Source organism: Streptomyces sp. NPDC042102 (genome assembly GCF_055582305.1).
On record NZ_JBVJDL010000003.1, the window covers coordinates 85,901 to 107,562 of the forward strand.

At 71.3% G+C, this 21,662-nt stretch carries 25 protein-coding genes; 15 read left to right on the forward strand and 10 right to left on the reverse strand.

Features of this window, described 5'->3' with window-relative positions; all coding sequences use genetic code 11:
- Positions 1-61: 61 nt before the first annotated feature.
- From ACZ6KO_RS13645 to ACZ6KO_RS13660, 4 genes are all read left to right on the forward strand, one after another.
- The gene (locus ACZ6KO_RS13645) at positions 62-487 is read left to right on the forward strand and encodes a hypothetical protein (RefSeq protein ID WP_469304140.1); all 426 of its coding nucleotides are present in this window, start codon (positions 62-64) and stop codon (positions 485-487) included.
- A 150-nt stretch (positions 488-637) separates the two neighbouring features.
- Positions 638-1,558: a hypothetical protein gene (locus tag ACZ6KO_RS13650; RefSeq protein WP_469304142.1), complete on the forward strand. Its 921-nt coding sequence runs from the start codon at positions 638-640 to the stop codon at positions 1,556-1,558.
- A 69-nt stretch (positions 1,559-1,627) separates the two neighbouring features.
- Entirely contained in the window at positions 1,628-1,885 is a 258-nt protein-coding gene (locus ACZ6KO_RS13655) for an Arc family DNA-binding protein (RefSeq protein WP_469304146.1), read from the forward strand.
- Complete coding sequence (locus ACZ6KO_RS13660) at positions 1,882-2,262, forward strand: PIN domain-containing protein (RefSeq protein WP_469304149.1); 381 nt, start codon at positions 1,882-1,884, stop codon at positions 2,260-2,262. The genes ACZ6KO_RS13655 and ACZ6KO_RS13660 overlap by 4 nt, the downstream gene beginning before the upstream one ends.
- A gap of 30 nt (positions 2,263-2,292) precedes the next feature.
- On the opposite strand, the gene ACZ6KO_RS13665 is transcribed toward ACZ6KO_RS13660, so the two are convergent.
- On the reverse strand, positions 2,293-3,069 hold the full coding sequence (locus tag ACZ6KO_RS13665) for a fibronectin type III domain-containing protein (RefSeq protein WP_469304151.1): 777 nt from the start codon (positions 3,067-3,069) through the stop codon (positions 2,293-2,295).
- Between the two features lie 1,168 nt (positions 3,070-4,237).
- Between ACZ6KO_RS13665 and ACZ6KO_RS13670 the strand changes: the two genes are divergently transcribed.
- Both ACZ6KO_RS13670 and ACZ6KO_RS13675 read left to right on the forward strand, forming a co-directional pair.
- Positions 4,238-4,891, forward strand: coding sequence for a DUF7933 domain-containing protein (locus ACZ6KO_RS13670; protein WP_469304153.1), 654 nt, complete (start codon positions 4,238-4,240; stop codon positions 4,889-4,891).
- Between the two features lie 314 nt (positions 4,892-5,205).
- Positions 5,206-5,463 carry a hypothetical protein gene (locus ACZ6KO_RS13675; RefSeq protein WP_469304156.1) on the forward strand — a complete coding sequence of 86 codons (258 nt, stop codon included), beginning with the start codon at positions 5,206-5,208 and terminating at the stop codon, positions 5,461-5,463.
- A 171-nt stretch (positions 5,464-5,634) separates the two neighbouring features.
- Here the strand turns inward: ACZ6KO_RS13675 and ACZ6KO_RS13680 are convergent, their stop codons facing one another.
- From ACZ6KO_RS13680 to ACZ6KO_RS13700, 5 genes are all read right to left on the reverse strand, one after another.
- Entirely contained in the window at positions 5,635-5,970 is a 336-nt protein-coding gene (locus ACZ6KO_RS13680; protein WP_469304158.1) for an STAS domain-containing protein, read from the reverse strand.
- Between the two features lie 10 nt (positions 5,971-5,980).
- Positions 5,981-6,370 (reverse strand): ATP-binding protein, encoded by a 390-nt coding sequence (locus ACZ6KO_RS13685; protein ID WP_469304160.1) that lies wholly within the window; start codon positions 6,368-6,370, stop codon positions 5,981-5,983.
- Between the two features lie 555 nt (positions 6,371-6,925).
- Complete coding sequence (locus ACZ6KO_RS13690; protein WP_469304162.1) at positions 6,926-7,924, reverse strand: VOC family protein; 999 nt, start codon at positions 7,922-7,924, stop codon at positions 6,926-6,928.
- A 25-nt stretch (positions 7,925-7,949) separates the two neighbouring features.
- Positions 7,950-8,129 carry a DUF397 domain-containing protein gene (locus ACZ6KO_RS13695; protein WP_469304164.1) on the reverse strand — a complete coding sequence of 60 codons (180 nt, stop codon included), beginning with the start codon at positions 8,127-8,129 and terminating at the stop codon, positions 7,950-7,952.
- Entirely contained in the window at positions 8,126-8,995 is an 870-nt protein-coding gene (locus ACZ6KO_RS13700; RefSeq protein WP_469304167.1) for a helix-turn-helix domain-containing protein, read from the reverse strand. Before ACZ6KO_RS13700 ends, ACZ6KO_RS13695 begins: the two co-directional genes overlap by 4 nt.
- A 118-nt stretch (positions 8,996-9,113) precedes the next feature.
- On the opposite strand from ACZ6KO_RS13700, the gene ACZ6KO_RS13705 reads away from it, so the two are divergent.
- Entirely contained in the window at positions 9,114-9,545 is a 432-nt protein-coding gene (locus ACZ6KO_RS13705) for an ATP-binding protein (protein WP_469304169.1), read from the forward strand.
- Here ACZ6KO_RS13705 and ACZ6KO_RS13710 read toward each other — a convergent pair.
- Positions 9,526-10,032 (reverse strand): hypothetical protein, encoded by a 507-nt coding sequence (locus ACZ6KO_RS13710; RefSeq protein ID WP_469304173.1) that lies wholly within the window; start codon positions 10,030-10,032, stop codon positions 9,526-9,528. The two genes, ACZ6KO_RS13705 and ACZ6KO_RS13710, sit on opposite strands and share 20 nt — an antisense overlap.
- A gap of 238 nt (positions 10,033-10,270) precedes the next feature.
- Here ACZ6KO_RS13710 and ACZ6KO_RS13715 point away from each other — a divergent pair, with 238 nt between their 5' ends.
- Positions 10,271-12,028, forward strand: coding sequence for a lytic transglycosylase domain-containing protein (locus tag ACZ6KO_RS13715; protein ID WP_469304177.1), 1,758 nt, complete (start codon positions 10,271-10,273; stop codon positions 12,026-12,028).
- A 188-nt stretch (positions 12,029-12,216) separates the two neighbouring features.
- On the opposite strand, the gene ACZ6KO_RS13720 is transcribed toward ACZ6KO_RS13715, so the two are convergent.
- Positions 12,217-12,420, reverse strand: a complete 204-nt coding sequence (locus tag ACZ6KO_RS13720; protein WP_030012116.1) for a cold-shock protein — start codon at positions 12,418-12,420, stop codon at positions 12,217-12,219.
- 237 nt (positions 12,421-12,657) lie between these two features.
- Here ACZ6KO_RS13720 and ACZ6KO_RS13725 point away from each other — a divergent pair, with 237 nt between their 5' ends.
- Positions 12,658-13,518: a menaquinone biosynthetic enzyme MqnA/MqnD family protein gene (locus ACZ6KO_RS13725; RefSeq protein ID WP_469304179.1), complete on the forward strand. Its 861-nt coding sequence runs from the start codon at positions 12,658-12,660 to the stop codon at positions 13,516-13,518.
- A gap of 40 nt (positions 13,519-13,558) precedes the next feature.
- Here the strand turns inward: ACZ6KO_RS13725 and ACZ6KO_RS13730 are convergent, their stop codons facing one another.
- A complete protein-coding gene (locus ACZ6KO_RS13730; protein WP_469304183.1) occupies positions 13,559-14,599 on the reverse strand; it encodes an alpha/beta hydrolase in 1,041 nt (346 codons plus the stop codon).
- Positions 14,600-14,762: 163 nt separating this feature from the next.
- Here ACZ6KO_RS13730 and ACZ6KO_RS13735 point away from each other — a divergent pair, with 163 nt between their 5' ends.
- The 6 genes from ACZ6KO_RS13735 to ACZ6KO_RS13760 all read left to right on the forward strand — a co-directional run bounded on the left by ACZ6KO_RS13735 (position 14,763) and on the right by ACZ6KO_RS13760 (position 21,036).
- Complete coding sequence (locus tag ACZ6KO_RS13735; RefSeq protein ID WP_469304185.1) at positions 14,763-16,580, forward strand: serine/threonine-protein kinase; 1,818 nt, start codon at positions 14,763-14,765, stop codon at positions 16,578-16,580.
- Positions 16,581-16,662: 82 nt separating this feature from the next.
- The gene (gene mqnC, locus ACZ6KO_RS13740; protein WP_469304187.1) at positions 16,663-17,862 is read left to right on the forward strand and encodes a cyclic dehypoxanthinyl futalosine synthase; all 1,200 of its coding nucleotides are present in this window, start codon (positions 16,663-16,665) and stop codon (positions 17,860-17,862) included.
- A gap of 7 nt (positions 17,863-17,869) precedes the next feature.
- Entirely contained in the window at positions 17,870-18,433 is a 564-nt protein-coding gene (locus ACZ6KO_RS13745) for an imidazolonepropionase-like domain-containing protein (protein ID WP_469304189.1), read from the forward strand.
- Between the two features lie 268 nt (positions 18,434-18,701).
- Complete coding sequence (locus tag ACZ6KO_RS13750; protein WP_469304191.1) at positions 18,702-19,397, forward strand: demethylmenaquinone methyltransferase; 696 nt, start codon at positions 18,702-18,704, stop codon at positions 19,395-19,397.
- Positions 19,397-20,308, forward strand: a complete 912-nt coding sequence (locus ACZ6KO_RS13755) for a glutaminase (protein ID WP_469304193.1) — start codon at positions 19,397-19,399, stop codon at positions 20,306-20,308. Before ACZ6KO_RS13750 ends, ACZ6KO_RS13755 begins: the two co-directional genes overlap by 1 nt.
- Positions 20,309-20,397: 89 nt before the next feature.
- Complete coding sequence (locus ACZ6KO_RS13760) at positions 20,398-21,036, forward strand: SMI1/KNR4 family protein (RefSeq protein ID WP_469304195.1); 639 nt, start codon at positions 20,398-20,400, stop codon at positions 21,034-21,036.
- A gap of 12 nt (positions 21,037-21,048) precedes the next feature.
- Here the strand turns inward: ACZ6KO_RS13760 and ACZ6KO_RS13765 are convergent, their stop codons facing one another.
- Positions 21,049-21,576 (reverse strand): GNAT family N-acetyltransferase, encoded by a 528-nt coding sequence (locus ACZ6KO_RS13765; RefSeq protein ID WP_469304198.1) that lies wholly within the window; start codon positions 21,574-21,576, stop codon positions 21,049-21,051.
- Between the last annotated feature and the right edge of the window lie 86 nt (positions 21,577-21,662).

Genomic DNA, 21,662 nt, shown 5'->3' on the forward strand with positions numbered 1-21,662 from the left:
CCCTCCTCGGCCGTTGGCGGAGCATTGGTGGCACGTTGGCGCCCTCGCGCAGGCTGACGGCATGCTTCGAACCACGATGACCAACAAGATCAAGGCGACGCTGCTCGCGGCCGCCGCCGTCGCCGGCCTCGCCGCGACCGCCACCCCGGCCCAGGCCGCCACCTGCAAGCTGGGCGGCGGCCAGTACATCTGCGAGTACGGCGTCACGCACCACACCCTCCCCGACGGCCGCAAGCAGCAGTTCGTCATCGGCACCGACTCCCGCGTGTGGACGCGCTGGACCGACCGCGACGGCGACTGGGGCGGCTGGCAGTCCATGGGCGGCAACGGCCCCGCCGGCAGCAGGGTCTACATCCACGACGGCGTCCGCCCGGACGGCGACCCGTGGACGTTCTGGGTGCTCTACCACGGCACCGACGGCATGCCCCGGGAGAACGGCCGCGACCACAACGGCAACTGGAGCGGCTGGCGGTTCACCGACATCTGAGCCGGCGAGTGGCGGGTCACCCGCCGGACGCGATCCGGTACGCGGACCAGGTGGCGGCGCGCTACGAAGAGCGCTGACGACCCCCGACCGGTGACGGTGTAGGGTCCCCCTGACGCGGCTTGAACGCGTTCAAGATCCTCGGGGGCGGCCATGCAGCAGCGGAACGAGTCGGTGCGGCCGGCCCGGCGCTCCCGGCCGGCCGGGCACGGGCCCTCACGGTGGCCGGCGCCGGGGGCCGAGTTCGTGGCGATGGCGCAGATCGTCCTCCTGCTGGTCTTCGACGTCATCACGACTGGCATGCGCGACGACTACGGCGTGGGCCACGGCGGAACGTACCTGTTCTCCTTCCCGCTGCTCTTCTGCTTCCCGCCCCTCCTCGTCGGGCTCGGCTACCTGCACGCCCTCACCCTCACCGTCCCGGCCGTCACCCTGTCGCGGAGGCTGTCCCGCCGCTTCCCCGGCGTGCGCGTCTCCTGGCTCTGGCCGCCCGTGCTGCTGGCGGCCAGCGCGGCGGTGGTCGCGCTGCTGCCCACCGCCGTGGGAGCGACGTACGTCGCGGCCTGGGCCTGTCTCACGGCCAGCGGGCTGCTCCCGCTCGTGGCCGCCGAGTACGCACGCCGCCGCGGCCGCTCCCCGCGGTTCATGCTGCGGCGCACGGCCCTGGCGACGGGCGCGGTCCTGCTGGCGACACTGCTGGCGGCCCTCCTCGGCGCCGACGCGTGGAACTACCACCCGCCGCGGCTGCCGCGCGCGGAGTACGCCGGCCAGTGGACGGGCGACGCGGGCGCCCGCCTGGTGCTGCGCGACAACGGCGAGGCGGTGGCGGAGCACCTCCCGGTGGAGCAGTGGGGCCCGGGCGCCACGGAGGGCTGCTCCTCCGGCGCGGGCACGTGGGAGTTCACGCCGAACAGCGACCACTCGGTCTCCGGCCGCGACGCGGCCGAGGTCCGGATCGCGGGCTGCGCCCACCCGATGACCTGGGAGATCGCGGGAACCCGCGAGGCCCCGGAACTCTTCGCCCTGCTGGGCGACCCGGACACCGGCGACCTGCACATCCTGCGCAGGCGATAGGGACCGGGTATGGGTACGTACCCGTACCCATACCTGTCTATCCTGAGCCGGGTGGGAAGGAGCCCGACGATGCCCGATGCCAATGTCCGGATCCCCGAGGAAGCCCGCGACCGGCTCGCCGCCATCGCGGCCGCCGAGGGTCTGTCGCTGCGCGCCTACCTGGCCCGGCTGGCGGACACCCTGCTGACGCCCGGTGAGCGCGCCGAGCGCGCCGAGAAGGCGAAGGCCGAGCTGAGGGCGTGGAACGGGTACGCGCCCACGAAGGCCGAGCAGGACGACCTCGACAGCGAGCTGGACCGGAGGCTGGGGCAGGTGCAGCGGCCGTGAGCGATGCCGTGCACATCGTCCTGGACGAGACGGCCATGGCCGCGCTCGGCCAGGGGAACGTCCTCGCCTCCCGGCTCGTCCATCGCGCGCATGCCGAGGCGGGCTGGTTCCTGTACGCACCGGCGTGCGCGCTGGTCGAGGCGGACCGCGCCCGGCCGGGAACCGCCGAGCACCTGGCCGCGCTGCCGGGCATCACGGTGCTCGACCTGGACCTGCCCGCCGTGCTCGCGGTGGCCGGGCAGGACACGTGGGGCCCCGCGCACAGCCGTCACGCGGCCCAGCCCACCCCCGACCGCCCGGACGGCGCGGTCATCGCGACGACCACGCCCCACCGCTGGGCGGGCGAACCGGTCCGGGTCCTGGACCTCAGCCCCTGACCAGGGCGTGCAGGTGGCCGCCTGACACCGTCAGGCGCACTCGCTCATCGGGTTCACCGGGGTGAAGTCCGACGGGCCGACGCTGTTGACCGCCCGTACCTGGAAGCACTGCTTGCCCGTCGGCAGGCCGGTCCAGGTGAACGTCCTGGTGTTCGCGGCCAGGACCCTGGTCTGGTTGAGGGTGCTGTTGCGGAGCTCGATCCGGGTCTCGTCGGTCGCGTTGTCCTCCCACTCCAGGCGCACGGTCGTGGGGTTGTTGGGGTCTCTCGTCGGTACCAGGCTCGACGGCTCGGCCGGGCGGCCGATCCCGATTCCGGAGCCGCCGGTATGCGTCAACGTGAACCTCGTCGACGTGAGATCACCGGACAGGGCCTCGTCATTGGCAGCGAACATCGTCCAGTTCTGGGTCTGTCCGGACACGAAGCCCCGCGGGAAGGGGTCGTCTTTTCCGTCGAGGTCGTTGGAGGAGCAGCTCGATCCCTCGAAGAGCCGGAGCGTGGGGGAGACCGTGACCTGCTCGTTCGTCTTGAGCCGGAGGTGGACGGTCAACACGCCACGCGTCTCGCCGCCCACGCACGCCGTTATGTTCAGCGTCGTCTGCGTCCTGGCGTGGCTGAGCTGGGCTGTCCTGTCGATCGGGAAGTCCCTGGTGACCCGGCCCGAGCCGAGGCTGGGCCCGTCCGAGACCCTCAGACTTCCCGTCATCTTGATGGTGTGCGTGCTGACCGCGGCGGCGGGCGGAGACATCCACACGCACAGCAGCGGAATCGGCATGACTGCCGCGGCGGCGACGCGTCGCAGCCTCATCGCCCCACCTCGCAATCGCCTGGTTGAGGAGACCCCGAGCGGATGGCGGTGCGTCTTCATCATCCCGCCGTCGCCGGTGACGGGCCACTGCACGGTGGCTCCGGCGGGGCGGGGCGTTGGGCGGGGTGACCTTGTCTGCTGCCCGTTGGGCGTTGTGGGGGTTCCGGGGTCATCCCGTCAGTCCTTAACTGTCCTTCCGTGCCGTGCCGGCCTGTCAAGAGCGCTCCTTCGTCGCGTCGCTGCGCGATTCCGCTTCGCTCCACTCCTGACAGGCCGTCCCGTCCCGGAAAGACAAGGACTGTCGGGACACCCCCGAAAGAACGGGAGGTCGGCACTCCACCAAGACGAGGGGTTCCAAGGCCCGCCCAGCGGCCCGGCCAGTCCGTTCCCCGCACGCCAGGTGCGGAAGCCGGCCCCTGGCGAGCAGGCGCGCCCGATCGCTACGCGCTCCTTCGGTCTCAGCGGCCCCGAGCCGGCCGCGGCTGGGCATAGGCCGCCATCGCGATCGCTACGCGCTCCTGCGGATGGGCGGCTGCGGCCCGGTTTGGGGTCGGAAGCCTCTTCAGGGGCCACAGGGAGCCTGCCGGGGCCGGAAGTTGCGAGAGATGGGCACTGGCGGGAGGTCATCTGATCCACTCCGTGCGAGAGTCTCTCCAGAGCCCGCGGAATGCCTGGATTGCCCCACTATGGAGACCGCTCCCTGGCTCGCACTCCCACTGACTGCCCGCTGGGTATCACCAGACGGGGATCAGACGCCTGAGAGGGCAGCGAGCGGCCAGCTGAGGCGGCGTATGTCCGGCCACAGGCGGGCCGCAACCGCTATGCCGACAGGAGCGCGTAGCGATCGGGCGCGCCCCCCTCGCCAGGGTCGGCTTCCGCAGCCTGGGGGGAGGGGGACCAGGCGGCTGGGGTCAGGGCCAGACACCCGCCGGAGCCGCGCGTCGGCCCGTCGGACTTGGCCCTGTTCTCGTACCAGCTGGGTGATGAACGTGGTGGGGGAGACCTGGGCCCCGTGGCGATCGGGTGATTACGGGTCCCACGGCCGTGATCAACCCGGACCCGGCGCGTTCCCGAATGTGCACACGTCCCGCACGCGCAGGCCACCCGCCCTTCGCGGGCCGGACTGTGCCTCCCAGCGACCTACGAGCACCACAGGAGGACACCCGTCATGGCCATCCACCCATCGGGGCGGCGCTTCGCTTCCCTCGGCACCGTCCTGGGGCTGGGCATCGCGCTGCCGTTCGCCGTAGGGGTAACCCCCGCTTACGCGCAGCCGCAGTTGACCATCACGAAGACCCACGAGGGGGACTTCCCCCGCGGCGGACAGGGGGTCTACCGCATCACGGTCGCCAACACCGGCGATCAACCCACCTCCGCCCAGGGGACGCAGATGACGGACAACTATCCGGAAGGGCTCACCTTCGCGAACATCCGCTTCATCAACCGCCCCGCCGACGCCAGCTGCTTCTCGTCCTCTGACAGCAACACGACCTTCTGCACCACCGCAGGCCCGTTGCAGCCGGGTTCGAGCTACACGATCGAAGTCACCGTCGACGTGGCGGCCGACGCGCCCTGCACGGTCACCAACACCGCCAGTGTGCTGGACCGCGGTGCTCCCGGTGGCGACTTCGTCAACGACCGGACCAACATTCCCGGCCCCGACTGCCCCACCGCCGACGGGGACGGCGGTGACACGTCGATTCTCCCCGTCGACCTCAGCGGCCTGGTCCCGATCTACAACAACATCAACACGAACACCAACCTCAACAGCCCTGGCGCCAGCAACACCAACACCCAGACCTTCGGGGCCACCGCGCCCTGACAGAACGCACCGCAGAGAGCCCCTGTCCCAGCAACGGCCACATAGCGACGAGCCAGCCGCCGCCTGCAACACACGCCCCTTCCCCCGGCGACCGCACCAGGTCCCATCGACGCCGTCAGTACCGCCACTGGCCGGCAGCACTGACGGCACAGGGAGTGCGGCACTCCGCTCAACGGCACGACTACGCCCGACTGTCCGGCCGCACGCCCCTGATGGGGACCCGGTCGGACAGCCAACCCGCTACGAAGGGGCCACTCGGGCGAAAAGCGGCCCACAACCCATTGCCGGTCGACGGCGGCGGCGTTGGGGTCGGCGTGGCTCACAACACCTTCGCCCGCGCCGGGGCCGGTATGGCCCTGGCCGTCGTCCTCGCCTCCGTCTCTGTTCCTGCTGCTCAGGCCGCTCCTGCCACCGCACGCCAGGGCACCGACGCCCTGGCCCTCGAGAACCTGCTGTCGCTCAACTTCCTCGCCCCGACGGTCCGGGATGCGAAGCGCCAAGTCGGCGGTCTCGTTTCCGGGCTGTCGGCAGCTCCGGCCAATGCCTCTGGCCTGGGCCGCCTGCTGAAGTAGACGGGGTCTCTGCTCACGCATCCGTTCGAGGGCCCGCTAGGCGACGGCGAGTTCGTCGCGCTCAGCCCGCACCTCGGCCAGATGATCTACTCCGCAGACTGGCCCTATGGCCGGTGTGAGCACCCCGGCAGACCGGCGAGGCAGGGCCGTCCCCGTCGCAGCGGACTCGGATCAGAAGCTGGCCACAGCCTCCTTCTCGTCTTCGTAGACGTCGAAGATCGTGAGCTGCTGGGTCAGCTGCATAAGGTCGAAGACCTTCGGGGGCAGGTTGACCAGCTTGACCTTCCCGCCTCGGTTGGTGATGGTCGTATAGGTGGACATGAGCTCGCCGATCCCGGCGCTGTCGATCACGGTGACGCCCGCCACATTCATCAGGATGTTCTTCGCGCCGCTCTCAAGGGCCTCTTGAACGGCCTCGCGGAGCTGGACGTCCCCGACACCGATGGTGATCTTGCCCTTCAGGTCGAGTACGGTCACGCCGCTGACCTGGCGGGAGGTGCTCTGCATATCCGCATCCTTACTTGGTCATGTCGAGCGCCAGGACCACGTCGGTCCCTGGCGGGTCGTCTCGGTGCACGATGTCGTAGTCGTCGGTGACATGGCCGATCAGGACGAGCCCACGGCCAGAAGGCGTCAGATTGATCTCGCCGGTCGCAGCGGGCCGGTCGAAACCTTCCCCTTCGTCTCCGACGGTCACCTGCAGCCGGCTCCCACGCAGCTCCCAGCTGAGCCGGACATGTTTGGCCGGGTCACGGCGGTTGCCGTGGAGTACGGCGTTGGCGACGGCTTCCCTGACCGCCAGCCCAAGGCGGTACTGCCCGTCGTCACCCAGCCCACAGGCCACGCACACCTTCTCAGCCCACACCGCGGCAGCCTCAACAGTTGCTACCTCGGAGGGCAGCTCCACGGCGCCTGCCTCCATGCCACCTCGACCTCCGTGCACCACCACTGCCTTGCGCGAGCCTAGGCGGAACGAACGGCACCCAAGCGCATCATGCGGCCTTAATCCACCATTTAGGTGCAAATCAGGGTGATGGCGTCAGGCCCCAATGCGCAGCGAGCGGCCGGCTGAGGCGGCTTATGTCCGGCCGCCGGCGGGCCGCACCCGCTATACCGGCAGGAGCGCGTAGCGATCGGGCGCGCCCCCTCGCCAGGGTCGGCTTCCGCAGCCTGGGGGGAGGGGGACCTGCCTGCCCGGCCCTGGGTCGGCCCTTGGAACCCCCGGGCATGGGAAAGCTGAGACCTCCCGTTCCTTCGGGGGCTTCCCGACAGTCCTTGTCATTCCGGGGCGGCCTGGCCTGTCAGGAGTGGAGCGAAGCGGAATCGCGCAGCGACGCGACGAAGGAGCGCTCTTGACAGGTCAGGCCGCCCCGGAAGGACCGTGAGGACTGACGGGTAGCCCCCGTACCCGTCTGCTCCACTGGTCCGGCAAGGCCGAGGAAAGCGGACCAGGCGGCTGAGGTCAGGGCCCAACACCCGCCGGAGCCGCTCGGAAGACGACAGCGGTGCCCAGAGCGGTGTCGGCCGGTACGAACATGTCGCCCGATGGCGTCTCACGGACGGGGATCCCGTTGCGGCGCAGCAGGTCGCGGGTGAGGGCGAGGTCACGTACGACGACGGTGTAGCCGACGAATGCCGGGAGCGCGGGGGGCCGCTCGCCCGGCAGGGCGGTCGCCAGACCCGAGCTGGGCACGAGCTTCAGGGCGGCACCATCGAGGTCGAAGATGTGAGCGGGCCCTTCCTGCCGTGCCGGCTGGCCGAGGTACGCCTCGTACCGCCGACGAACCGCGGCCAGTTCCGGGTCGGCGACGCAGAGCATCGCCTCGACGAGGTCGACGGCGCCGTTGGGGTGGTCGAGGCGGCGGGCGCCTTGGACGTCCGGGTCCAGGTCGGCGACGAAGCCCACCCGCCCCTCTGCGACCGTGCCCGGCCTGGCATCGGGTCCCTCGCCGTCGATCTCCAGGTAACGGACCGTCTCCACCGGGACTTTCGCGCCCTCGGGTGCGGCTCGCCGCACTGTGTTGACCCCGCCGTGCCGTACGCCGACGGCCGTCAGTCGCTCGGCTGCCTCGTCGATGGCGGGCGACGAGAACATGAGGATGTGCACCCCCTGGAAGCGGTCCAGGCACGCGGCCAGGTTGGCGCTGGTCTCGCCGATCCGTTCCACGAGCAGGGGCAACACCTCAGCCGGCGCCTCCAGGGAAACGAGGTGCGTGTCGGCGGGCAGGCTTCCGGTGTCGCCTTCCTTCACCCATGTCGCGAGTTCGAGGAAGGAACTCGGGAAATCCGCATGGGTGTTGGCGGCGCCGAACGGTTCGGGCGCCGCGCCCTCCCGTCGGGACATCGCCGGACAGCTGGGCGGTGGCACGACGAACCCGAGCCGCTCGTACAGGCTGATCGCCTGAGCCATGTTCTCGACGATGTGGCCCACGTGGTGGATGCGGGCAGTGCCGTGTCCCATAGCCGTCACGGTAAGGAAGGGACGATCACCCGGCAAGGCCGAGGAAGGCGGACCAAGCGGCTGGGGTGAGGGCCAGCTGGGGTCCGGTCGGGTTCTTGGAGTCACGGACATGGATGGTCGAGGGGCACGCGGCCACCTCTACGCAGTTGCCGCCCTCACCGCTGCTGTAGCTGCTCTTGTACCAGGACAGTTCTGTCGTGTTCATCTCTCTCCCAGCATCTTCTCGATCAGAGCAATGGACTCGTGGGGCGTGAGTGCCTGTGCCCGGATGATCCCATAGCGCTCGCTGTAGACACGCACCTGTTCGGGGTCGGTGATCAAGTTGGCTTGCCCGTAGATCTCTGTGTAGGCCACCTCCTGGCGCCCCTTGGGGCGCAGCAGGGTGAACGGGGCGTCGAGGCTGGGGTGTTCCTCTGCGTTCAGCGGCATGATCTGGAGGTGCACCGTCCGGCGCGAGCCGACCTCGACGAGGCGGCGGAGCTGTTCGCGGTGGACCTCGCCGCCGCCGAGAGGGCGGTGCAGCATCGCCTCCTCCAGGACGAAGCTGAAGGTCGGAGCCGGCCAGCGGTCCAGGATCACTTGGCGGGCCAGGCGGTCCGCCACCCGCTTCTCGACGGTCTGCTCGTCCAGCATCGGCCGACGGTGGCGGAAGAGGGCCCGCGCGTAGGCCTCGGTCTGGAGCAGGCCCGGGATGGCCTGGACCTCGTAGTAGTGCAGTGCCACCGACTCGGCCTCGGCGGTGGCGAACCGGCGGAACCAGTCCGGATGCCGCGTCCGTGCCCTCCGCAGCGCCTCCTTCACGTCCGTGATCGCCGCCAGCAGCACCCCGTCCGCGCGCAGGACGACGTCCGCGCGTTCCAGGAAGTCCGGCTGCGGGATGCGGACGCCGCGTTCCATCGCGCTGATCAGGTCCTGGCCGACGTGGGTGAGGGCGGCCAGTTCCTTCTGCTGGAGGCCCGCGCGTTCGCGCAGGACTTTGATCATCTTGCCCAGGGCCCGGAAGAGGTAGGCGGTGCCGTCGACCTCCACGGGGCGCTCCGGCTGTTCTTCGCGGTCTGACAGGTCGCTCATCGGCTGAACCGTCCTCGTACGTACCGTGCGTACACGCGGCGGCGGGCAGCCGTACAGGTGCTCCGCGTAGCGGCGCCGCCTCTGGAAAGGGTACGGCGCTGCGGACACGCTCGGTGAGGTGACGACCGAAATCAGTGACATTGCATACGAGTTCAAGCAGCGCCTCAGCGCGACCCCGCGCGGGGCCCGGCTCGCCCGGCATCTGGTGGCCGTCGAGCTGATCGGCTGGGGCGTGCCGTACGCCGATGACGTGGAGCTCGTCGTCGGGGAGCTGGCCGCCAACGCCGTGCGGCACGGCCGGGTGCCGGGGCGGGACTTCGAGGTGCTGGTGCGCTACGACGGGCAGGACGTGCGTGTGGAAGTGGCCGATTCGCGCGGCGAGAGCGGGCCGGTACGGCGGGCCGTCGACCCCTGGTCAGCGGAGAGCGGGCGCGGGCTGCTGATCGTGGCGGCCCTGGCCGTGGCCTGGGGGGTGGGGCCGCGGTCCGGCGGCGGGCCGGGGAAGGCCGTGTGGGCGGAGCTGGGGCGGCCTAGCCGGAGATCTCGGTGACCGTGACGGTGATGACCACGTCCGAGGGGGCGGCGGAGGCGTCCTTGAGGATCTGGGCGGCCGGGAGGGTGGTGGCCCACAGGCTCCAGCCGGGCTTCTTGAGCTTGCGGATCGAGCCGTTCGGCTCGTCCTGCTGCCACTGGCGGGCGGTGAGGTCCGCGAGGCCGGCCGTGATGGCGGCCTCGGCCGCCTGCGGGGTCATGCCCTGCGGCGAGCGCAGGGCGATCAGGCCCGGGCGGGGGTGGGGGGCGTCGGTCAGCTCCGCCCCGTGCGCGCGCATGACCTCGACCACCTGGGCGGAGACGTCCGCCTGGGAGGGGGTGCCCGGGCGGTCCGACGGCGCGGCGGGGGCCTGGACTCGCGGAGAGGCCGTGGGCGTTGGGTCCTGCGGGGGCGGGGAGTCCGTACCGCAGGCCGTCAGTGCGGCGGTCAGCAGGAGGGGCGTCAGGCGTGCGGCGCCCTTGCGTACGGTCACTGCGGGTTCCACGCTCTTTCCTGGACGGTTGGTTGACCACGGGAGTGTGTCATATCGGGAGGGTGTGGGGCTCTCCGGGGTCTTCTCCGCGTATCGGGCGGGGATTTGTGGCGTTTGTTCAGCAGTGGGGAAGGACCGGTGAAGGCTAGACGAATGGTGCGTCACATATCAGAGGGGGGACGGCGAGTCGTCGCCGAATACCTGATAGACAGTGAATATTCACGGCTCGCCTTGGGGGGATCGCCGCACTGTGAAGCCTCTTCACCGCCACCTCGTCAACACGTCGCGCAAGGTGCTCTGCACCGCCGCGCTCGCGGCCAGTCTGACCACGGCCGCCGTCGTCACCAACACCCCGACCGCCGACGCGGGGGAGGCCGAGCCGACCCCCGACAGCCCGCAGGCCAATGACCGAGGCAACGCGCGGCTGGACCTGCCCGACCTGGTCTCCGACCCGCCGCCGGCCACCGGTGCCGGTGCGGCCGCGGGCGGTGCCGCCGACTCGGCCAGTGGCATACCCGGGACCGCCCTGGACGCGTACAAGCGCGCCGCGGTGTCCGTGGAGGCGGCGCTGCCCACGTGCAAGCTGCCCTGGGAGCTGCTCGCCGGCATCGGCCGGATCGAGTCCGTGCACGCCTCCGGTTACGGGCTCAAGGAGGACGGCTACACCGAGAAGCCGATCCGGGGCCCCCGCCTGGACGGCAACGGCTTCGCCAAGATCCTGGACACGGACAAGGGCGAGTTCGACGCGGACGCCGAGTACGACCGGGCCGTGGGCCCGATGCAGTTCATCCCCTCGACCTGGGCGACCTGGGGTGCCGACGGCAACGGCGACGGCAAGCGCGACCCGAACAACATCTACGACGCGGCGCTGGGCGCCGGCCTGTACCTGTGCGCCGGGGACCGGAACCTCTCGGACCCCGCCCAGCTCGACCGGGCGATCCTCAGCTACAACAACTCGCGCGAGTACGTGAACAGCGTCGTGGGCTTCATGCGGAAGTACCAGGAGGGCGTCTCCGGGGTCCCGAACCCGCCCGCCGGGAACTACCCGACCCAGCCGCCGGCCACGACCCCCACCCCGCCGGCCAAGACGCCGCCGTACACGCCGCCGGTGACCCAGCCGACGAACCCGACCAACCCGACCCAGCCGACGAACCCGACCACGCCGCCCGTCGAGCCGTCGAAGCCGACGCCGCCGCCCGCGACCGTGAACGGGCTCCAGATCGTCGGCGAGACCGCGCTGCGGGCCGAGGCCGGTGCGGTGATCCCGGGGAACGCGACGGTCAAGGCGCTCCTGAGCGACGGCAAGCCGGCCGCGAACCAGAACATCATCTTCGCGATCGAGGACGACACGACCGGCGGCACGGCCTTCGCCGGGGACGGCAAGGACCACTTCGTCGCGCGCACCGACGCCCAGGGCATCGCGGCCGCGCCGCAGCTGAAGGCGGGCGCGGGCGAGAAGGGCGGCACCTTCACCCTGCGGGCCACGCTCTACGGCACCCGCGAGTTCTCCGTGAAGTTCACGGGAACGGTCACCCCCAAGCCGGTACCGCGCGCCGACACGATCACCCGCCAGGGCGACAAGGCGCTGGAGGCGGCCGCGGGCGCCAGCTTCAAGGGCATCGAGCTGCTGGCCACGGCCCAGGGCAAGCCGGCCGCGGGCACGATCGTGACCGCCGAGAGCGTGGTGAAGAACGCCGAGGGCAAGTGGGTCGCCGACGGGACGGGCCCGTTCTTCAAGGACAAGGACGGCAAGGAGCAGCGCAGCCTGACGCTGGCCCCGACGGGTGCGGACGGCAAGATCGCCCTGCCCGAGCTGTTCGTCCCGGAGACGGCCGCCCCGGGGCCGTACCACCTGCGGGTGTGGACCAAGGACGGCGCCGAGCTGGTCCTGGTGCTCAACGTCACCAAGGCCGAGACCCCGGCCCCGACGACCCCGCCGGTCCCGGTCACCCCGCCGGTCCCGGTCACCCCGACCGCCCCGGCCGCCTCGGCCTCGGTCAAGCCCTGACCGTCCGGTAGCGCACAGCACAGCGGGCCGCCGCCCTGCCGTTCCGGCAGGGCGGCGGCCCGCTGCCGTGCGCTGTCGTGGCCCTTCGGGGCACACAAAAGGCAGGAGCCCCGTCTCCTCCGCCTGAGCGGGGGAGACAGGGCTCCTTGGGTACTGCTATCCAACCGCGATCCGGTTGGCCCGGGCGATTAGGCCGGGGTGACGTTCTCCGCCTGCGGGCCCTTCGGGCCCTGGGTGACGTCGAAGTTCACGGTCTGGTTCTCCTCGAGGGAGCGGAAGCCAGACGCGTTGATCGCGGAGTAGTGGACGAAGACATCCGGGCCGCCGCCGTCCTGGGCGATGAAGCCGAAGCCCTTTTCAGCGTTGAACCACTTCACGGTTCCGGTAGCCATGAGCCCTCCTATGGGCCAAAGGGTCGCCCTGCTCCAGAACCTGCTAAGAAGTCTGAAAACTACAAAAGCCCGCGGTTACATGCTCCGCAGGCTTCGTACTGCAAGGGAAACCAAACTGCAACTTGCGTCGAGAGTAGCACGCACAGTCCCCGGCAGACCAGAGGGAAAGATCACGTCACCCGGACGTTTGAGACCCCGCTGCGAGGCTGACGAGCGGCGGAGGGCTAGTCTCGCGATGTGGACGCCAATCGCAGCCGGCCGCGCGTCGGCCACATTCAGTTCCTGAACTGCCTCCCGCTCTACTGGGGCCTGGCCCGGACGGGCACGCTGCTGGATCTTGAGCTGACCAAGGACACCCCCGAGAAGCTCAGCGAGCGCCTGGTGGCCGGAGAGCTCGACATCGCCCCGATCACCCTCGTGGAGTTCCTGCGCAACGCGGACGAGCTGGTGGCGTTCCCCGATCTGGCGGTGGGCTGCGACGGGCCCGTCATGTCCTGCGTGATCGTTTCCCAGGTGCCCCTGGAGCGGCTCGACGGCGCCCGGGTCGCGCTCGGCTCCACCTCTCGTACGTCTGTTCGACTGGCGCAGCTGCTGCTCGCTGAGCAGTACGGCGTACGGCCCGACTACTACTCCTGCCCGCCCGACCTCGGCGTGATGATGCAGGAGGCCGACGCGGCCGTCCTGATCGGCGACGCGGCGCTGCGGGCCTCCCTCCACGACGCCCCGCGGCTCGGGCTCACCGTCCATGACCTGGGGCTCATGTGGAAGGAGTGGACCGGACTGCCGTTCGTCTTCGCCGTCTGGGCGGCCCGCAAGGACTACCTCGCCCGCGAGCCGGTCGTGGTCCGGCAGGTCCACGAGGCCTTCCTCGCCTCCCGCGACCTGTCCCTGGAGGAGGTCGCCAAGGTCGCCGAGCAGGCGGCCCGCTGGGAGGTCTTCGACGCCGACCTGCTGGAGCGCTACTTCACCACGCTCGACTTCCGCTTCGGTCCCGACCAGCTGGCCGGCGTACGGGAGTTCGCGCGCCGGACGGGCCCGTCGACCGGGTTCCCGGCGGACGTGGACGTGGAGCTGCTGGCCGCCGCGCCCACCCGCTGACGCCCGTCCGGGGGCCGTCCGGGGCCCGCCCGGCGGCTGCCTACGGGGTCGCGATGGGGGCCTGGAGCTGGTCGCTGAACCACTTCATGGCGCCCTCGTCCATGCCGCGCATGTAGCTCTTGGCGTCGTGCCCGCCGTCCTGGATCACCTGGAGGTGGGTCTTCACCGGACCCTTGCCGTAATTCTTGATGAAATTCTGGAGATTGGTCATTCCGCTTTCCGCGGTGCCGATCTGGAAGGCGACGTAGACGTCCGGTCCGCCCTTGGCGATCAGTTCCTGCGCGAGCTTCTCGGGATTGTTCGCCTGCATCTCCGCGGCGTACCCCTTCCACAGCGGGGAGTCGGGGCGGGTGTCGGGGCCCGAGGAGATCACGGCCTTGAATTGGTCGGGCTTCTGCAGGGCGAACTTCAGAGCGACGAAACCACCCGACGAGGAGCCCATCAGGCCCCATCCGTCACGGGACTTGAAGGTGCGGAAATTCGCCTTCACCAGATCGGGGACGTCCTCCGACAGCCAGGTTCCGATCCGGGGCCGGCCGGGTATGTCGCTGCCGTCCTGGTAGTACTCCTTGTCGGGGTTGAGGACCGGCATGACCACGATGAACGGCAGGCTCTTGCCCTCCTGCGACCACTTCGTGATGCCGCTGTGCAGCCCCAGGTTGGTACCGGCCCAGTAGTTCTTGGGGAAGCCCTTGCCGCCCGGGAGGGTGATCATCACCGGGAAGCCGGTCTGCGCGTACCGCGGTTCGAAGTACTGCTTGGGCACCCAGACCCACACCTGTCCGGTGAATCCCGACTTCTTGCCCGCCAGCGTCGTCACGCTGATGGTCGTGCCGCCCTCGACGTCGCTCTCCTTGGCGAACTCCGCGGGCGGTCCGGTCGGCAGCTGGGTCAGGTCCTGGGCGCGGCGCTCGGCCTCCGTCAGGGCGCGGGGCGAGGCGTCCTTGGCCGACTTGGCCGACTTCGCGGGGGCGTCGAAACTCATCCGGTCGCCCTGGGAGGAGCAGCCGGTGAGGAGGGCGGATATCAGGGCCGTGAGCAGGACGGCCGCCATGGCCGCCGGGGCGGTCTGGGGTCTCATGGGCATCACCGTGTCATGCATCTTTCCGGCCCGCGCAGCGGGGTGGCACTAGGGTGCATCCGGGCCGACCGGGTGAGTTTCCGGCCGGGTCGCGGGTGGACATGACCGTTCATCCCGCCGTTCGAAGCCGGTCACGGGCCGGTCGCCGTGTGGAGGGGGAGCCATGCAGCCGTTGGAGACCGGGGAGCCGCGGACCATCGGCCCGTACCGGCTGCTGGGACGCCTGGGCGCCGGCGGCATGGGCCGGGTCTACCTCGGGCGCAGCGAGGGCGGCCGGACCGTCGCCGTCAAGATCGTGCACCCGCACTTCGCCTCCGACGAGGAGTTCCGGGCCCGGTTCCGGCGCGAGGTCGAGGCGGCCCGGCGGGTCGGCGGCGAGTGGACCGCGCCGGTGCTCGACGCGGATCCGGACGCGGCGGTGCCGTGGGTCGCCACCGGGTACGTCGCCGGGCCCGCCCTGGGCCAGGCGCTGGCCTCGTTCGGGCCGCTGCCGGAGCCCGCCGTACGGGCCATCGGCGCGGGGCTCGCGCGGGCCCTGGTGGCCGTGCACGCGCTCGGCCTGGTCCACCGCGACGTCAAGCCCTCGAACGTGCTGCTGACCCTGGACGGGCCGCGGCTGATCGACTTCGGGATCGCCCGGGCCACGGACGGCACGGCGTCGCTGACCTCGACCGGGGTCTCGATCGGCTCGCCCGGCTACATGTCCCCCGAGCAGATCCTCGGCAAGGGGGTCACGGCGGCGGCGGACGTCTTCTCGCTGGGCGCGGTGCTGGCGTTCGCGGCGACGGGCCGGGCCCCGTTCAGCGGGGACAACTCGGCGACGCTGCTGTACAAGGTCGTCCACGAGGAGCCCGACCTCACCGGGGTGCCGGCCGCGCTGGTGCCGCTGGTGACGGCCTGCCTGGCCAAGGAGCCGGCCGCACGGCCGGCGCCACAGGCCCTCGCGCAGGCGCTCGGCGACGCGCTGGGCGTACCGGGCTGGCTGCCGGCGCCGCTGGTCGAGGAGGCCTCGCGGGCGGCGGTACGGCTGCTGGACCTGGACGCGAACGCGGAGCCGGGGCCCGGTGTGCCGGGCGCGGCCGCGGGCGCGGAGGCGGTGTCGGGCCCGGTGTCCGGTCCGGTGCCGTTCACCAGCCCCTCGTACGGCGGCCAGGCGGACACGGGAGCAGGCACGGGCACGGGTGGCTTCGGGCCGGCGGACCCTTCGTACGGCGCGCCGCTGGGCGCTCCGGCGGGTGCTCCGGCGAGCGCTCCGACAGGCGCTCCGACGGGTGCTTCGGCAGGTCACGCGGCGGGCCCGTACAGCATCCCGACCGAGACCGGCCCGCGCGGCCCCGTGGGCTCGGTGCCCGGCCCGCGCACGGCCCCCGGCGGGAGCGAGGGGCGCGAGGTCCGGATGACCGCGGCCGGGCGGCGCTACAGCTGCACCGTGGTGCTGGCCGCGGCCGCCGTACTGGCATTGACGGCGGGCGGGCTGTACAGCATGGGCCTGCTGCCCGGGAGCCCGTCCGGGAACAAGGAGCGGGACATGGCGAGCGAGGGCAGGACCCCGCAGCCGGCGGCCTCCTCGCCCGGTTCGGCGGTTCCCAGCCCGCGGCCGACGGGCGCCGCCCCGCGCGAGGACGTGCCCAAGGAGCTGACCGGCACCTGGAAGGGGACGGTCACCACCAACCTCGGGGCGCCGGTCCAGTTCGAGATCACCATCAAGGCCGGGAAGAAGGGCGAGGTGGTCGGCCGCGACAAGTCGGTGCTCGACCTCCTGGGTACGAAGTACGACTGCAGCGGGAACTGGAAGCTCACCTCCGCCACCGACCGCTCGCTGGTCCTGGACAGCGCCGGAAACACCAATCCGCACCCCGGGATCTGCGCGGGCGGCTCCGCCGACGAGCGGTTCACCCTCAACGACGGCGGCACGCTCCACTACCGTTCGGGCGACCGTGCGGCCGGGAACCCGGAGGGCGACCTCACCCGAAGCCCCTGAAATCGGCGGCGGGCCCCTGGCGTAGGCTGGATCGGTCCGGATCTCTTGACATTCGTCGACCCCGCCGAAAGGTGACGCACCGGTGACCGACCAGGCCGCTCTCCAGTCTGTCCTCGACCGTGCCGCCGCAGGGGGCCGGATCACCCCGGAGGAGGCGCTCGACCTCTACCGGTACGCGCCGCTGCACGCCCTCGGCTCCGCGGCCGACACCGTGCGCCGCCGCCGCTACGCGGGTACCGAGCACATCGCGACGTACATCATCGAGCGCAACATCAACTACACCAACGTGTGTGTGACCGCCTGCAAGTTCTGTGCCTTCTACGCGGCCCCGAAGGACAAGAAGAAGGGCTGGTCGCGCGATCTCGACGACATCCTGCGCCGCTGCGCGGAGACGGTCGAGCTGGGCGGCACCCAGGTGATGTTCCAGGGCGGGCACCACCCGGAGTACGGCGTGGAGTACTACGAGGAGCACTTCTCCGCGATCAAGAAGGCCTACCCGCAGCTGGTGATCCACTCGCTGGGCGCGTCCGAGGTCGAGCACATGGCCCGGATCTCCGGGGTCTCGGCGGAGGAGGCGATCCGCCGGATCCACGCGGCGGGCCTGGACTCGTTCGCGGGCGCGGGCGCCGAACTGCTGCCGGCGCGGCCGCGCAAGGCGATCGCGCCGCTGAAGGAGTCCGGCGAGCGGTGGCTGGAGATCATGGAGATCGCCCACAACCTGGGCGTGGAATCCACCTCCACGATGCTGATGGGCACCGGCGAGACGAACGCCGAGCGCATCGAGCACATGCGGATGATCCGGGACGTGCAGGACCGGACGGGCGGCTTCCGGGCGTTCATCCCGTACACGTACCAGCCCGAGAACAACCACCTCAAGGGCCGGACGCAGGCCACGATCTTCGAGTACCTGCGGATGATCGCGATCGCGCGGCTGTTCCTCGACAACGTCGCGCACATCCAGGGTTCGTGGCTGACCGTCGGCAAGGAGGCCGGGCAGCTGTCGCTGCACTACGGCGCGGACGACCTCGGCTCGGTGATGCTGGAGGAGAACGTGGTCTCCTCGGCGGGCGCGAAGCACCGCTCGAACCGGCTGGAACTGATCGACCTGATCCGCAAGGCGGGGCGGACGCCGGCGCAGCGGGCGACGACGTACGAGCACCTGCTCGTGCACGACGACCCGGCGAACGACCCGGTCGACGACCGCGTGGTGTCGCACATCTCGTCGACGGCGATCGAGGGCGGGACGGCGCACCCCGAGCTGAAGCTGATCCAGACGACGTGAGGACGACGTGACCGTCACGCTGCACGCGGCGGACGCGCTGCTGACGGGCCCGTCGTCGGGCGTCCTCCCCAACGGCGCGGTCCTGACGGCTGACAGCCGGGTGGTGGCCGTCGGCCCGTACGCGGACCTGGCGGCCGCCGATCCACGGGCGCGGGTGCGGCGGTGGCCCGGACTGCTGACGCCGGGCCTGGTCATGCCGGGCGCCGACGTGCTGCTGGAGGGCACGTACTTCCTGGACGCCCGGGAGGAGGCGCCGCCTCCCCCGCCGCTGACGGAGGTCCAGTGGGGTCAGAGCGCGCGGCGCGGTACGCAGCGGTTGCTGGCGCGCGGCGTGGTGGCGGTGGCCGGGCGCTTCACCGTGCCGGCGGTCCGGACGGCGGTGGTCCGCTCGGGCCTGACGATCGTCGGCCCACTGTCCGCCGGCGGCTTCCACCGCGAGCTGGTGGCCGGCGGGCCGGCCGACTTCGCGGTCTTCGCGACGACGGACGCCGACGCGGTCCTGGCGGGGGCCGACGGGGTGGCGTGCGTGGCGACGGTGGTCGCCGGCCGCCTCCTCCACCGCCGCCGCTGACCCCCGTACGTGCGCTCCGCGCCCGTGCGCTCAAACGCCGCGCGGGCTGGATTTGCCGCCGCCGGGCACCATCCCAGCCTCGCCGGCGTTTGAGGCGCGGGGTCCGGGGCGGAGCCCCGAAACCTGGCCGCCGGGCACCCAATCCAGCCCCGCCGGCGTTTGAGGCGCGGGGGGTGGGGGCGGCCCCCGGTGGTGGGGGCTGGGGCGCCTGCCAGAATGGGCCGGTATCGACCCGCCCGCCCGACCGAGCACCGAGGGGCCAACGCCAGTGACCCGCGCATCCCTGGACAAGCAGCCGCACGAAGTCGCCTCCATGTTCGACGGAGTCGCCGCGAACTACGACCTCACCAACGACGTGCTGTCCCTCGGCCAGGCCCGCCTCTGGCGCAGGGCCGTCGCCCGGGCCGTCGACGCCCGCCCCGGCCAGAAGGTGCTGGACCTCGCCGCCGGCACGGCCACCTCCTCGATGCCGTTCGCCGCCACCGGCGCGTACGTCGTCCCCTGCGACTTCTCCCTCGGGATGCTCCGCGAAGGCAAGAAGCGGCATCCCTGGCTGCCGCTCACCGCCGGCGACGCCACCCGGCTCCCGTTCAAGGACGACACCTTCGACAGCGTCACCATCTCCTTCGGCCTGCGCAACGTCCAGGACACCGACACCGCGCTGCGCGAGCTGTACCGGGTCACCAAGCCCGGCGGCAAGGTGGTCATCTGCGAGTTCTCGCAGCCCGTCTGGGGGCCCTTCCGTACCGTCTACACCGAGTACCTGATGCGCGCCCTGCCCCCGGTCGCCCGCGCCGTGTCCTCCAACCCCGACGCGTACGTCTACCTCGCCGAGTCCATCCGCGCCTGGCCCGACCAGCCCGCGCTCGCCGCGCTGCTGCGGAAGGCCGGCTGGGGCCGGGTGGCCTGGCGCGACCTGAGCGGCGGCATCGTCGCGCTGCACCGAGGCTTCAAGGACGCGTAGTGGACTACCAGGCGGTGCTGGAGCGGATCGCGGGCGACGTCGCCCCGCTCATCGGCAGCGGTACGCCGGCCGAGTACATCCCGGCGCTCGCCGGCGTCGACCCCCGCCAGTTCGGGATGGCGCTCGCCGATCTCGACGGCAACCTGTACGGCGTGGGCGACTGGCGCACGCCGTTCTCCGCCCAGTCGGTCACCAAGGTGTTCGCGCTCGCGCTCGCCCTCGCCGAGGGCGGCGACAGCCTGTGGGAGCGGGTCGGGCGGGAGCCGTCGGGCAACCCCTTCAACTCGCTGGTGCAGCTGGAGTACGAGAACGGCATTCCGCGCAACCCGTTCATCAACGCGGGCGCGCTCGTCGTCACCGACCGGCTGCAGACGCTCACCGGCGACGCCAGCAGCGAACTGCTGGAGTTCCTGCGCCAGGAGAGCGGCAACCCCGGCCTCGGCTTCGACGCCGACGTCGCCGCCTCCGAGCAGGCGCACGGCGACCGCAACGCCGCCGTCGCCCACTTCATGGCCGCGTACGGCAACATCGACAATCCGGTCCCGGCCCTGCTGGAGCACTACTTCTGGCAGTGCTCCATCGAGATGAGCTGTGCCGACCTCGCCCTCGCCGCCCGCTTCCTGGCCCGCCACGGGCTGCGGGCGGACGGCTCGCGGCTGCTGACGCGCAGTGAGGCCAAGCAGATCAACGCGGTCATGCTGACCTGCGGCACGTACGACGCGGCGGGCGAGTTCGCCTACCGCGTCGGGCTGCCCGGCAAGAGCGGGGTCGGCGGCGGGATCGTCGCCGTCGTGCCGGGCACGTGCACGCTCGCCGTGTGGAGCCCCGGACTGGACGCGCGCGGCAACTCCGTGGCGGGCGTGGCGGCCCTGGACCGGTTCACCACCCTGACCGGACTGTCCGTCTTCTAAGATCCATCCGGTCGATCATGCCGCTGGAGCGGCAGCACGCCGAGCACATGGCACATGGCGCGCGACCACCGACCTCAAGGGGTTTCACCATGGGCGTTCATCCCGATCTCGCCGTCCTGCTCGACCTCGTGCCGGCAGACTTCGCGGGCGGCGAGCAGATCGACTGGGCCGCGGCCGAGGCCGCGCTGGGCACCGGGCTGCCGGGTGACTACAAGGCGCTGCTGGACACGTACGGCGTGGGCAACATCGGCGACCTCGTCATCCTGCCCCCGCTCCCCAGTGACGTGCGCGGGTGGGGAGGGTGTCACATCGGAAGCATGACGGAAGGCCTGCGCCAGCTCTGGGAGGAGGACGCAGGAGTCCCGGGAGTGGCGCTGGGCGCCGACGCCGTCCTGCCGTGGGGTTCCGGAATGAACGCCAACGAGATGGCCTGGCTCATGAACGACCCGGATCCGGACAAGTGGCCCGTCGTGGCCTGGCGCCGGCACCACGAGTGGGGCGAGTCGCCGTGGGCCCTGTTCGACTGCACCATGGTCCAGTTCATCACCCGCATGATGCTGGGCCGGTTCGAGGCCTGCCCCCTCGGCGACGAGTCGCTCTGGAAGCGGACGGACACGTTCGTCAGCTGGCGCGAGCAGGACCGACGGCTGCGGGCCGGACTGGATCCCTCGACGGGCGAGCCGGATCCCTACGCCCACATGTACCCCGTCACCGAGGACAGGCCCTAGCCGTCCACGGCACTAGAGGTCCAGTTCGTAGCGGCGGGCCGGGTTGCCCGACGGGGTGGTGAACTCGGCGGCCAGGCGCATGCCGAGACGTTCCGCCACCGACACCGAGCGGGTGTTGCGGGCGTCGACCATCGCGCAGACCCGCTGGAGTCCGGCCGCCCGTACGCGGGCGACCGTCGCCTCGGCGGCCGCGGTCGCGTAGCCGCGGCCCCAGTACTCCCGCCCCAGGCGCCAGCCGATCTCGATCTCGCCGACCGGGCCCCACTCCTTCTCCTCCGGCCACGGCTGCGCGCCGGTGAAGCCGATGACCCGGCCCGCGTCGTCGAGCAGGGTCCACAGGCAGAAGCCGTGCCGGGCGTCGTGCAGCCGCTGGCGCGCGGTGAGTTCCTCGTACACCGACAGCTCGGCGAGGCCGCCGAGGAACTCCATGACGTCCCCGTCGGCGAAGACGCGGTGCCAGGAGTGGGCGTCCTCGTCGGTGGGGACGCGCAGCGATACGGCGGGGAGCGGCCGGATCGGCGAGACGGGCGTGTTGGTCATCGTGGCGGCCCTTCGGATTCGCGATCTCTCTCGCTGCATAGACTGCACATGTCCTGTGCCGGCCGGCACCCCCTTTGAGTCTTCGG

What these genes read in the sequence shown, in the direction of transcription:
- ACZ6KO_RS13645 (WP_469304140.1), top strand. Translation starts at nt 62, where the DNA reads ATGCTTCGAACCACGATGACCAACAAGATCAAGGCGACGCTGCTCGCG.
- ACZ6KO_RS13650 (WP_469304142.1), top strand. Translation starts at nt 638, where the DNA reads ATGCAGCAGCGGAACGAGTCGGTGCGGCCGGCCCGGCGCTCCCGGCCG.
- ACZ6KO_RS13655 (WP_469304146.1), top strand. Translation starts at nt 1,628, where the DNA reads ATGCCCGATGCCAATGTCCGGATCCCCGAGGAAGCCCGCGACCGGCTC.
- ACZ6KO_RS13665 (WP_469304151.1), bottom strand. Translation starts at nt 3,069, where the DNA reads ATGAGGCTGCGACGCGTCGCCGCCGCGGCAGTCATGCCGATTCCGCTG.
- ACZ6KO_RS13670 (WP_469304153.1), top strand. Translation starts at nt 4,238, where the DNA reads ATGGCCATCCACCCATCGGGGCGGCGCTTCGCTTCCCTCGGCACCGTC.
- ACZ6KO_RS13680 (WP_469304158.1), bottom strand. Translation starts at nt 5,970, where the DNA reads ATGCAGAGCACCTCCCGCCAGGTCAGCGGCGTGACCGTACTCGACCTG.
- ACZ6KO_RS13690 (WP_469304162.1), bottom strand. Translation starts at nt 7,924, where the DNA reads ATGGGACACGGCACTGCCCGCATCCACCACGTGGGCCACATCGTCGAG.
- ACZ6KO_RS13695 (WP_469304164.1), bottom strand. Translation starts at nt 8,129, where the DNA reads ATGAACACGACAGAACTGTCCTGGTACAAGAGCAGCTACAGCAGCGGT.
- ACZ6KO_RS13700 (WP_469304167.1), bottom strand. Translation starts at nt 8,995, where the DNA reads ATGAGCGACCTGTCAGACCGCGAAGAACAGCCGGAGCGCCCCGTGGAG.
- ACZ6KO_RS13720 (WP_030012116.1), bottom strand. Translation starts at nt 12,420, where the DNA reads ATGGCTACCGGAACCGTGAAGTGGTTCAACGCTGAAAAGGGCTTCGGC.
- ACZ6KO_RS13730 (WP_469304183.1), bottom strand. Translation starts at nt 14,599, where the DNA reads ATGAGACCCCAGACCGCCCCGGCGGCCATGGCGGCCGTCCTGCTCACG.
- ACZ6KO_RS13735 (WP_469304185.1), top strand. Translation starts at nt 14,763, where the DNA reads ATGCAGCCGTTGGAGACCGGGGAGCCGCGGACCATCGGCCCGTACCGG.
- ACZ6KO_RS13760 (WP_469304195.1), top strand. Translation starts at nt 20,398, where the DNA reads ATGGGCGTTCATCCCGATCTCGCCGTCCTGCTCGACCTCGTGCCGGCA.
- ACZ6KO_RS13765 (WP_469304198.1), bottom strand. Translation starts at nt 21,576, where the DNA reads ATGACCAACACGCCCGTCTCGCCGATCCGGCCGCTCCCCGCCGTATCG.